At 59.5% G+C, this 11,199-nt stretch carries 8 protein-coding genes; 3 read left to right on the top strand and 5 right to left on the bottom strand.

Annotated features, from left to right (window positions below; all coding sequences use genetic code 11):
• The first annotated feature begins 155 nt into the window (after window positions 1-155).
• The 3 genes from V7M64_RS04680 (at window position 156) to V7M64_RS04670 (ending at window position 1,654) form a co-directional block, all read left to right on the top strand.
• A complete protein-coding gene (locus V7M64_RS04680) occupies window positions 156-734 on the top strand; it encodes an NnrU family protein (RefSeq protein WP_333677395.1) in 579 nt (192 codons plus the stop codon).
• 77 nt (window positions 735-811) lie between these two features.
• On the top strand, window positions 812-1,009 hold the full coding sequence (locus tag V7M64_RS04675) for a hypothetical protein (protein WP_188797477.1): 198 nt from the start codon (window positions 812-814) through the stop codon (window positions 1,007-1,009).
• A gap of 210 nt (window positions 1,010-1,219) precedes the next feature.
• A complete protein-coding gene (locus tag V7M64_RS04670) occupies window positions 1,220-1,654 on the top strand; it encodes a YchJ family metal-binding protein (RefSeq protein ID WP_333677391.1) in 435 nt (144 codons plus the stop codon).
• Window positions 1,655-1,684: 30 nt separating this feature from the next.
• Here V7M64_RS04670 and V7M64_RS04665 read toward each other — a convergent pair whose 3' ends face one another.
• From V7M64_RS04665 to V7M64_RS04645, 5 genes are all read right to left on the bottom strand, one after another.
• Window positions 1,685-2,440 carry an NRDE family protein gene (locus V7M64_RS04665; protein WP_333677389.1) on the bottom strand — a complete coding sequence of 252 codons (756 nt, stop codon included), beginning with the start codon at window positions 2,438-2,440 and terminating at the stop codon, window positions 1,685-1,687.
• A 445-nt stretch (window positions 2,441-2,885) separates the two neighbouring features.
• Entirely contained in the window at window positions 2,886-3,764 is an 879-nt protein-coding gene (locus V7M64_RS04660) for a methylglyoxal synthase (protein WP_333677387.1), read from the bottom strand.
• A 221-nt stretch (window positions 3,765-3,985) separates the two neighbouring features.
• Window positions 3,986-6,787: a TonB-dependent receptor gene (locus V7M64_RS04655; RefSeq protein WP_333677385.1), complete on the bottom strand. Its 2,802-nt coding sequence runs from the start codon at window positions 6,785-6,787 to the stop codon at window positions 3,986-3,988.
• 526 nt (window positions 6,788-7,313) lie between these two features.
• Entirely contained in the window at window positions 7,314-7,586 is a 273-nt protein-coding gene (locus V7M64_RS04650; RefSeq protein ID WP_333677383.1) for a hypothetical protein, read from the bottom strand.
• Between the two features lie 701 nt (window positions 7,587-8,287).
• Window positions 8,288-11,020, bottom strand: a complete 2,733-nt coding sequence (locus V7M64_RS04645; RefSeq protein ID WP_333677381.1) for a TonB-dependent receptor — start codon at window positions 11,018-11,020, stop codon at window positions 8,288-8,290.
• Window positions 11,021-11,199: the final 179 nt, after the last annotated feature.

Raw genomic sequence — 11,199 nt, 5'->3', positions numbered from 1 at the left:
CCGGCCTTCGCCGGAATGACGAAGTGTCGCTTTACGGAACATTGAAGCACATAGGCTGGGATTTCATCCCAGCCTATGTCGCTACCATGATGGTGAGGGATATAAGCTTTACAGGTAGCTGAAGTCATCATTTTTTTCTGCTTGAGGCTCCCGCCATGCCCGTGCTGATCCTCGGCCTGATCATCTTCCTCGGCCTGCATTCCATCCGCATCGTCGCCGGCGACTGGCGCAGTCGCCAGATCGAACGCATCGGCCTGAATCGCTGGAAGGCGATTTACTCCGTCATCGCCGCCATCGGCCTCGTGCTGATCGTCGCGGGTTTCATCATGGCGCGGCGCCATCCGGTGATCTTGTACATCCCGCCGATGTGGCTGCGGCATCTCAACGCCTTGTTCATGCTGATCGCCTTGATCCTGTTCCCGGCAGCCCGCGTGCCGAACAACATGATCAAGGCCAAGCTGCACCATCCGCAGGTACTGGCGGTAAAAACCTGGGCGTTCGGCCATCTGCTGGCGACCGGCATGCAATACGACGTGGTGTTGTTCGGCGCATTCCTGGTATGGGCTGTGGTGCTGTTTGCCGCCGCACGCCGCCGCGACCGGCGCCTTGGCACGGTGTATCCGCCAGGTACCGTGAAGGGCACGGTGATAGCCGTCGTGGCAGGTATCGTGCTGTGGGCCGTGTTTGCGTTCTGGCTGCACAACTGGCTGTTCGGCGTGAATCCGCTGGCGTAGACGGTGCCGATAGTCATCTACGCCCGACCAGTAGCCTGCGCTACAGTCGAGCCGTTCAATCGCAGGAGGTAACGCCCATGGTCGGTTTTCTGCTCTGGTTGGTGCTGCTGGTGTTCTGCTGGCCGCTCGCGCTGCTTGCGCTGGTGCTCTACCCCATCGTGTGGCTGCTATTGCTGCCGTTCCGCTTGGTCGGCATCACCATGCATGCCGTCTTTGCATTCCTGAAAGCACTGCTGATGCTGCCGGCGCGCGTGCTAAGCGGACGGCCGGTTTGAATAGCGCCTACTGACGCGCGGTTCTCGATTACGCGAAATACTGTCCCCTCCCCGGCTACCGCAGGGGAGGGGTGCGTCATGGTGGACGTGACGGCACGCTCGAGCGCGAACGAGTCATGTCACCGCCCGACGCCACCGGCAAGCTGATAAAGCTCGCACGATCCAGCGCGTGCCGCACTACCTCTTGCATTTGTGCGCGCCCGGCGCAGGATGGGGGCCGTGTTTTTTTGCCGGATCCAAGCCTTGCAAGCAATCGACACCCTCACGCCCTGCCCTTGCGGCAACCACTCCCGTTACACGCGCTGTTGCGGCCCACTGCACGAAGGTGCCCTTGCACAAACCGCCGAAGCGTTGATGCGTTCACGCTATAGCGCTTATGTGCTCAAGCGCGAGGACTATCTGCTCGCCACCTGGCATCCCAGCACGCGTCCGGCCAGCCTGAAACTGGCGTCGCAGCATCCCGCGCCCACCTGGCTGGGACTGGACGTGAAACGGCATCGGGAAGAAGGCGAGCAAGCCACGGTGGAGTTCATTGCGCGCCTGCGCTACGGCGGTGGCAAGGCCCAGCGCATGCATGAGGTCAGCCGCTTCGTGCGCGAGCAAGGACGCTGGTATTACCTTGATGGGCAGTTTCCGGACGCCTGATGCAGCTGGGATTTCACCCTAGCCTGCGCGTCAGAACGACAGTTCGCTCTCGCCTTCAAAACGTCCTGCCGGTCCAAACCGCCGCTCGATAATCAGGCCTTTGCCATCATGCCCAATCGCCACGATGGTACTCGCGCGCGTGCCGTAAAGTTCGCCGCGGATGAACGCGGAAGACAACCAGCGCTCGCGCTCCAGGCCGATACCCGTATCGGGTAACCGTTCATCGGACGCCTGGTGTTCATCCGCCAAGGCGCGGAACAGCGGGGCGAAGTCGATTTCATGGCCGGCGTCCAGCCAGGCTTGCAAACGCTGCATCAAGGCGCGCGTCTTCGGCCACGGCGTATTGAAGTCTGCATTGGATAGACCATGCACGCCCGGCTCGATCGGCTGCGCTTTCGAGGACGGGCGATTGCCGATGTAGAAACCATGCCCGGCATCGAAAGTGAGCAGATTGAAAGGACGATAGCCGGGCGCGAGCGCCAGCAACTTGCTTGCGTGACCTGTTGCGCCGTCAACGCCGGCCAGGTAATCCGTGGCAAGCAGGCCGCGCGACGTGCCCTGCTGCGGATCGCTGGGATCGCGCACGTTGGTAACGACGCAGCACCGCCCGGCATGGGTGACGCCCAGCCACGTACCCCCAGCTTCGAGATCGCGACCGCCGATGATGGGCATGTCCGCCCAATGCGATAGCGGTGCGCTGGCGCGCGCGTGGAATTCATCGCGGTTGCCGGCGAGCAGCAGGCGCCAGCGGGGATGGGATTGCCAGGCGAAGGCGATCAGGCACATGAGAAGAAGGCTACCTTATGAATACATCTCGCGTGATGTTTGACTTGCCAACGATGCGCCCCCTCCCCTGCTTGGCAGGGGAGGGCTGGGGCCGAGGTATCCCCACGTTTTTCGACTATGCATGAAAACACTCCGAGATCGTCATTCCAGCGAAAGCGGGAATCCATCTTTGCCTTTGCATCAGAGCAACATGGATTCCCGCGTTCGCGGGAATGACGGCCAGGTAACGTAGACGATCACCGTAAAGTGGCTGACGTTCTCATTTCTTTGAAATTGCAGGGCAAAAAAACGTGGGGATACCTCAGGGGTTGAGGTGGGCTTGCATGGGCTTGCCGCATCATTTGAGTTCGTCGCGAGGTTGCCTCACCTCGCCCCACCCCAGATCTCCCCTGCTACACGCAGGGGAGGGAGCTATTTCCGCCGAGCATGGAGGATCATCGTTGAATTATCTCTGCTGCGCAGCACGCTTGCGCACCGCATCGGCCCAGCGCGCCGCCACGCGCGGCGAGGTCATGCACACCGTCTCATCCGTCACCGTGGTCACCGCACGCTCCAGCAATTGAATATCGGCTTCGTGCTGGCGCGCCACGTGCGGGTCTTCAAAGAAGATCGCACGCTGGCAACGCCGCTCCAGCACCAGGTCGGCAATCTGCGCATCGCCGCCCATCGGGCCGCTCTGGTAACGCTCGACCCAGTTCTCGCCTTGCGGCCATCCGCGGCTCCATGCCAGTTCGTTCAATTGCTGGCCGGTGGTGCCGGTGGCGACACGTCGCGCGAAACGCGCAAGCACATCAAAGTGATCCGCGGCATACGCCATCATCTGCGGCTTCATCGCATCGTGTGCGATCAGGGCAATGGTCTGCTTTTCCAACGCATGCAAGGCATCGGCGCCGGGATCGGGGGCAAAGCCGGCCTGGATACGCTCCATTTCAATCCAATCGCGCGCCGATGCCACGGTGGAAACGAACGGCTTCTGATGGATCACGCACTGGCGCTTCAATGCGACGGCTTCGGGAAAGATGGACGACGGATCCACCGGATCGATCAGATAGATCGCACCATCCAGCGTACGCGGCGGCTCGTGCATGCCCACCACTTCAGCCACCAGCTTCATCAGGCCACCATCGCGGCCATAAGGGTAATGCAGCAACCCAGGGTAATCGGCGAGATAACCGTTCCGCTCAATGGCTGCATGGGTGCGCCCTACGGCATGCAAGTGAAGATTCAACTCGCGAATGCCTTGCTCACATACTCGTAGCCAGCGAAACAGCGCCGCATCGTCGTGATCATGATGAAGCGCGTTGGCAGCAAGACCCATCCGCATGTTGCTTTTCCCCTTGTTGAAAATTCAGCCCAGGCACTGAATAACATGCCGTAAACGGCATGGCGCAAAACCGTCACCTGCCGCACGCGACACCATGGCATTGTCCACGACAACCCGTGCGCGGGACCAGCTTATTTCCGCTTATGCCAACAAAGAAAAAGGCGCGCCGGTTATACGGCGCGCCCGGGGCAATCACTGAACCGCTTGTATGCCGGCTGGGCCTACAGCTTGAACTTCACCCCGACGTTCCAGAAGCGGCCGATGATGCCGGCGTAGTCGTAGGTCGGGTTGTACAGGTTGGCCGCGTAGTTGAGCGGATCGATGGGCGGTTTGCGGTCCGTCACGTTGTCTACCGATGCGGTAAACGTGATGTGGTCGTTCAACTTGTAACTACCGACAAGATTGCCGTAAGTGAATGACGACAGCGTACAGTTGTTGGCCAACGGACCACCGTTTGGCCCTAACGCATCGAAGCAAGCCGTGGTACCGGTAACGTCCTCCGCCGACTCGAACTCCTTGCTGACGAAGTAGATCGTGGCCGTCAGGCTCAGCGGCCCCCATTCAATGGTATTTGCCCAGTTGCCGCGAGTACGCGGCGTACCTGCGCCGGAGGACAAACCATACGGGCCCTGCGTTCCGACGTAGCTTTGCACCTGGCCGGCAACATCCTCCTTCCACTGGAAGATCTGGGTGGCCTGCAGTTCGCTGATGTATTGGATGCCATTGCTGAAATGGAAGTGCGCCTGCAAGTCCAGATCCAGGCCCGTGGTCTTCAGCCAATTGCCGTTGACGTAGTCGGCGCCCACAAAAATCGGCCGTAGCGGCGCGGTGGGGTGCTGGGGATCGGGCGTATCGAACTGCATGGTGTAGCCCGGCAATACCGTGCCGGTGTTGTAGTAATTCAACAAGGCGACACCCGGGTCCGCCGGGACGATCACATTGCTCTTCCTGATGTTGTAGTAATCCAGCGAAGCGTTCAGCCAGCTGACCGGTTGCACGACAACACCGAAGGTAAAGCTCTGCGACTTTTCCGGCTTCAGGCTGGGATTGCCCGAACTCCCTTCTTCAAGTGCATAAGGAATCGTCACGTAGTTCGAGTTGCCGTGTGCTGCGATGAAGGAGTCCGGAGCACCCTGGGATACGACGGAGCTGTTGACGAAACCCGCACTGAAACTACCGGCGCTCTCGCCGAATTGCGGCGCACGGAAACCTTTCGAATAGGTGGCACGCACCGCTACCCAGTCAAACGGCTTCCACTTCAGACCAATCTTCGGCGAAAAATTGTTGCCGACGTGCGGGTAATGGTCAAAGCGGCCGGAGACGTCGGCTTCCAGCCTCTCCAGCAGCGGCGCATCAAATTCCGCGTAGATGCCGCTTACGTTGCGCGAACCCGTAATGAAGGTGTCGCCCAGGCCTTGGTAAATGCCGCCCGGATTGAGCTCCTGCTGCAGCTGTGCCTCGTGGCGGAACTGGACACCGGCGGCCAACCCCGTTGGACCACCTGGCAAGTCGAACAATTGGCGGTTAACGGAAAAGTCGAACACGTCCATGTCCGAGTGGTTTTGCGCGATATCCGGTGGCGAAACGGCGTTGCGAACAGCCGCACTGTTTGCCGACGGGTTGGCGAAATTGTAGGTACCGTTGTTGATCGCGTTGAGCAAACCCTGATAGCTGATGAACCCCAGGTTTGCGTAACCCATCCAGATGTGGTTGCCCACCACCGACGCCTCATAGTTCCAGTCGCCGAAGGTGCCCTGCAGGTCGAGTACGCCGCGAAGGTTATGCGTATCGGTGCTGGTCGCGCCAGGAATATCACCGAACGTGTAGTTGATATAGGCGTACTGGCCCGGGAACGGGTTGGACGGGTTGCCCGGCGGCAACTGAATGTTGTCGGTGTTGTTCGGCACGCTGGACTGGATCTGGCTTGGCGTACCTAACTCATGCACCACAGACTGGTAGTAACTGACCGCGGCATATGCCTTGGTGGTGTCATTGAACTTGAATGTGAAGCGGCCATAGAGGCCATCCCTATTCGAGTACTGTTGCACGTGGCCCCAGGTGTAGAACTGATCCTGCGCGCAATACGAACCCGTGTTGGGCCCCGTGCCTGGCACAGTCACCAGTTCGGTGCCAGTCGTGCATGGCCCCAGAGGCTGGAAGGGGCCGGTTGCATCGCCGCCTGGCGTCGGCCCCGCCGGCGCTACCGTGCCCACGGTGGAGCCGGTGGTGTTCAAGGGATTGCCGTTGCGCAAGTCGGGGCCACCGATGCCGGTAAGGTTCGCACTGTTGAACGGATAGCTGCGCTTGCTCAGCGGGATCGCCTGATCCTGATCCCATTCCGCGCTGAAGTAGGCGTTGTAGTGATCCGTATTCAGATCACCCATGCCTGCAACCAGCGTGGCATTTTTGTGGAAACCGCCACCATGCTGCGAGTTGCCGACTTCGGCGCTGCCTTGCACGCCCTGAAAACTGGGCTTGAGAATGATGTTGACCACGCCAGCGATCGCGTCAGAACCGTAGATTGACGAAGCACCATCCTTCAGCACTTCGATACGTTCAACCGCAGCGAGCGGAAGCGTCTCCAAATCGACAAACGAACGGATGCCGTCGTCCACCAGCGGATAACTCGCTGCACGCTTGCCATCGACCAGCACAAGGGTGGAGTTCACCGTCAAGCCGCGCAACGCGACACCCGAAGACCCGGTCGCGAACCCGGCATAAAACGAAGGCGGAATGCTGCCGCTGTTATCCGCGGAAACAGCACGCACCACATCCGAAACATTGGTAAAGCCCGAACGCGCAATGTCCTGCGCAGTGATCACCGTGACAGGCGATGGCGTTTCCGTATCGACGCGCGGCAATGCGGAACCCGTAACCGTGATGGTCTGCAATTGCTTGGCGTTTGTTTGTGGAGGTTGCTGTGTGGATTGGTCTTGCGGGGCAGTGCTTTGTGCGAAAACCGCTCCGGAAGCAGGCGTGAGCAGCAAGGCTGCTAGCGAAAGCGCAAGTGGATGACGTTTCATTTGAACCCCTCCAAGGTCTAACCGTGAATGGTGTGACCGCTTGTGAGATGTCCAATCGATCCGCTGGATGACAAGTTGGCAAGGAACCCCTCCAGTTCCCGAGCGCGGTCTATCACACCCTGGCGTGATGGACAAGTCTTTAACATTTGCAAGGGCTTGCGATTCCGGCAACGCACAAGAGCGCGAAAAGGTACTGTTAACGCCTGTGTCCCAGCGTACGCAGCATCAGCACGATTTCGGATGCAACGTCATGGTGCGTGATATCTTGCGATTTCACGGACTGTTGACGCGAGATTACGCGCTGCAACAGTGAGCTAACTTTTCGATGCCGCGAAAATAACGATCCGCCGAGCCTGACGCACCGCTACTGAAACCAACTCGATTGTGGTGATAGACGGACGCTAAACGTCTTAGCCGTTGCCGGAGACGAGCAAATCAGATTCCGCCGTGCCGATTTGGTGTGTTCTGTCCTCGGTAGCCATTCGCTGCGGGACGACATCCCGCACGAATGAGAAAGCTCACATCGCTACTGCCATGTCCGGCTTTGTGTTCCAAACCAATTCTCATCGCCTAACCGCTCCAGCACTTCGTCAATCTTTGCGTTGATCGCTTCAAAGATGAAGTACAGCTCGGCACGGCCAATGATCATCACGGCGTTGCCGTCATCGGCGTTGTCTTCGTTATAGGTGATGTGCGCCATCAGGGTCAGCATGTCCTGCAGCTGTTTCAGGTTTTCGTAGCCGTCGCTGGACAATAGGTAAAGCTGCGGTCCGCAGCGGCCGCCTTGCATGTCATGCATGTTGGTTCTCCACACACTTAGGTCACGCCGCGTGTTGCGCGCGGCGTGAAGGGCTTCAGGAAAATCCTGCTCGTTTATCGGAATCAGCTGCTTCCGTTTCGACGAATGCCCACTTTGGCTCGACGTCGCGCAGTGTGCGCGGCGGTGAAGTCGCAAGAATGCACCAGGGAGGGAGCACGAAAGCGTGCCGGTGCCGTATGATCGAGCGTAACCATCATTAACTCCTACTTAGTTTGTGGTGGCCAGCGGATCGCCTGAGCGTCTACTCGGGCGATCCGCGCAAACTTCACGTCATGTCGGGCGTGTCGCGGTCATCTCGCTGGATGGGCACACCCGACAGCCGCACCTTCGCATGATATGCATCCCGCAGTCTGTCGGGTCCGAATGATTCAAGGTGTTGGCGAATGCCTACTCGCCTATGCGGAAGAGTTGGGATACAGCTGACGTTTTACTGCTGCGCTGTTGAACATCAGCTTCACGCTTAGACGCCGTGCTGAACCTCTGGCGACTTTCCGTCGAACACCGCGTGCGGAGGTTGCCATCGCTGTTAGGTCGGTGAAACCGGGGCTACTCCAACCCGTTCCCTGTGCCGCTTTTTTTATCAAAAAAACGGCGCGTCGAATCCGACGCGCCGTTTACTAAACAAGCTTCGATGGTAGCGATGCATGCAGCCGAAGCATCATGCATCGCTACGTCGATGCTTAGAACTTCACCTTCACACCCACGTTCCAGAAGCGGCCCACAGCACCGGACTGGCTATAGGTCGGGTTGTAGTTCGTCGCTGCGTAGTTGGCCGGATCGAACGGCGCCTTGCGATCAAACGCGTTCATCAGCGATGCGGTGATCGCGACGTGCTGGTTGATGTCGTAGCTGCCCGTCAGGTCGAAGTCGTAGAACGCACCGACGTGGCAGTTCGACGGCATGAAGGCCGTGCCGGCGCCGTTGAGGAACAAGCAGGAGCCCGGACCCACGCCGACGTCTTCCGCGATTTCCTGATAGCCACTGGTGTAATACAGCGTGCCGGTAACACTCAGCGGGCCGTACACGATCGTGTTGGACCACGAACCCTTGGTGCGCGGCGTGCCTGCACCGGACGACAGGTTATACGGCCCCTGCGTACCGACGTAGTTCTGCACGATGCCGCCCGGCAGGATCATCTGCCACTTGAAGATCTGCGTGCCCTGCAGTTCGCTGATGTACTTCACGCTGCCGAAGTCCCAGTGACCTTGGATATCGACGTCTACACCGGCGGTCTTGAGTGAATTGGCGTTGATGTACTCGCCCGTGAGCACCGCAGGACGTGCCAGAGCACCCGGGTGCTGCGGATCGGCCAGGTCCGGCGTGATCGCCACGCCCGACACCGTGCCACCGTTAGCCCAGTAAGCATTAAGTGCACTACCGTAATCCGGAGCGGTGATGACGTTGCTCTTGCGGATGTTGTAGTAGTCCACCGAGGCATTCAGCCAGCTCGTCGGCTGTACCACTACACCGAAGGTGAAGCTGTCTGCCTTCTCCGGCTTGATGTTGCGATTGGCCAGCGTGTATTCGGAAATCGCATACGGCGAGGTGCTGTAAGCATTGCTGCCATGCAGCGCCTGGAAGCTATCCGGCGGTGTGATGGTGACGAAGCCCTGCGCGGAGCTGGAGCCGTTTTCGGCGAAGCTCGGTGCACGGAAGCCCTTCGAGTAGGTACCGCGAATGGCGACCCAATCCAGCGGCTTCCACTTCAGGCCAATCTTCGGCGAGAAGTTGTTGCCCACGTCGGAGTAATGGTCGAAACGGCCGGAGACGTCGGCTTCCAACGATTCCAGCAACGGCATGTCGAGTTCGGCGTAGGTACCGGCGACATCGCGGCTGCCCTTGGTGGTGGCATTGCCCAGGCCCTGGAACTCGAAGTTCGGATTGAGCGTCGGGTCATTCTGCGCTTCGTGGCGAACCTGCGCGCCCACGGCCAGGCCCATCGGGCCACCCGGCAGATCCCACAATTCGCGGTTGGCGTTGAAGTCCAGCGAATCCAGGTCCGACGTCGAGGTCTTGGCATAGCCAGGTGCCAGCGATGCACGGATGGCAGACGAGTTCGACGACGGGTTGGCAAAGTTATACGTGCCGTTGTTGATCGCACTGATCAACGCCGCGTAGTTGATATAGCCGAACTGAGTCGTATCCAGCGACGTGTGGTTGATGGTCGCCGTGGTGTTGTAGTTCCAGTCACCGATGGTGCCCTGGACGCCACCCACCAAACGCATGTTGTGATTGGTGTAGTTGGTGCCGCGCGGGATATCGCCGAATGCGTAATTGATCGGCGCCGGCTCAGCAAACGGGTTGGACGGATTGCCCACCGGCAACGTGATGTTGTTGGTGTTGACCGGCGTGCTGGTCTGGATCTGCGCCGGCTGGTTCACGCCCAAGGTCTTCGACTGCATGTAGCTGGCCGACAGATAAGCCTTGGTGGTGTCGTTGATCTTGACCGTGAAGCGGCCGTAGATGCCGCCTTGTTCCATCTGCGGCTGGATCAGGTTGTACTGATTGACCAGATTCTGCGAGCAATAGCTGCCAGCACTATTGGTGACCAACTTAGAGCCATTGGTGCAGTTGCCCAGCGGCTGCAACAACTGGGTGGTCGGATTGGTAATTGAGCCAATTGTGGAGCCAGTGTTGTTGCCGGGCGTTTCCGGATTCGGGCCACCGATCGGGCTGAGGTCGTCGGTGTTGTACGGGAAGTCGCGATCACGAGTAAAGATCGCGTTGTCCTTTTCGTACTGCACGCTGAAGTAAGCGTTGTAGCGGTCTTTATCCAGGTCACCGGTGCCGGCCATGAAGGTGGCTTTCTTGGTGAAGCCGCCGCCGTGTTGCGAGTTGCCGATATCCGCCGTGCCTTCGACACCCTGGAAGCTGGGACGCAGGATGATGTTGACCACGCCGGCGATGGCGTCGGAACCATAAATCGACGAAGCACCATCCTTCAGCACTTCGATGCGCTCCACGGCTGCGAGCGGAATGGTGTTGAGGTCGACGAAGGAACGCTGGCCGTCATCCGACAGGGCGTAGCTGGCGGCGCGCTGGCCGTCGATCAGCACCAGCGTGGAGTTCACGGTGAGGCCACGCAGCGCCACGCCCGACGAACCGGCCGCAAAGCCGTTGGAGAACGCGTTGGGGATCGAGCCGGAGTTGTCCGCCGAAATCGAGCGAACCACGTCGGAAATGGTGGTGTAGCCGCTGCGCGCGATCTGCTGCGCGGTAATCACAGTCACCGGCGACGGCGTTTCGGTATCCACGCGCGGCAGCGCCGAACCGGTCACGGTGATGGTCTGCAGCTGCTTGGTGTTCTGCGACTGATCCTGCGAGGTGGCAGGCGTGCTTTGCGCAAAAGCGGTGCCGGCGATCGGGGCAAACAGCAAGCCCGCCAACGAGAGCGCAAGCTTATTACGAGTCATTTTTCATACCCTCCGAGGTACAGCAGATTGTGATTCGCCCAACTTAGGGAGTGTTGCGGGTAGGGGAAAGTTGGGCGTGTGGGGACACTGGGCCGGAGTGTTCCACAGACGCCAGCAATCAGACAAGTCCTTAACATCCCGCAATATTTTGCGATGTCGGCGCTACAGCAGAATCTGAG

It is taken from the genome of Dyella sp. (genome assembly GCF_036746095.1).
Lineage (GTDB): Bacteria > Pseudomonadota > Gammaproteobacteria > Xanthomonadales > Rhodanobacteraceae > Dyella_B.
The sequence above is the reverse complement of the archived record's forward strand: the minus strand, read 5'-3'. Positions and strand labels throughout refer to the sequence as shown.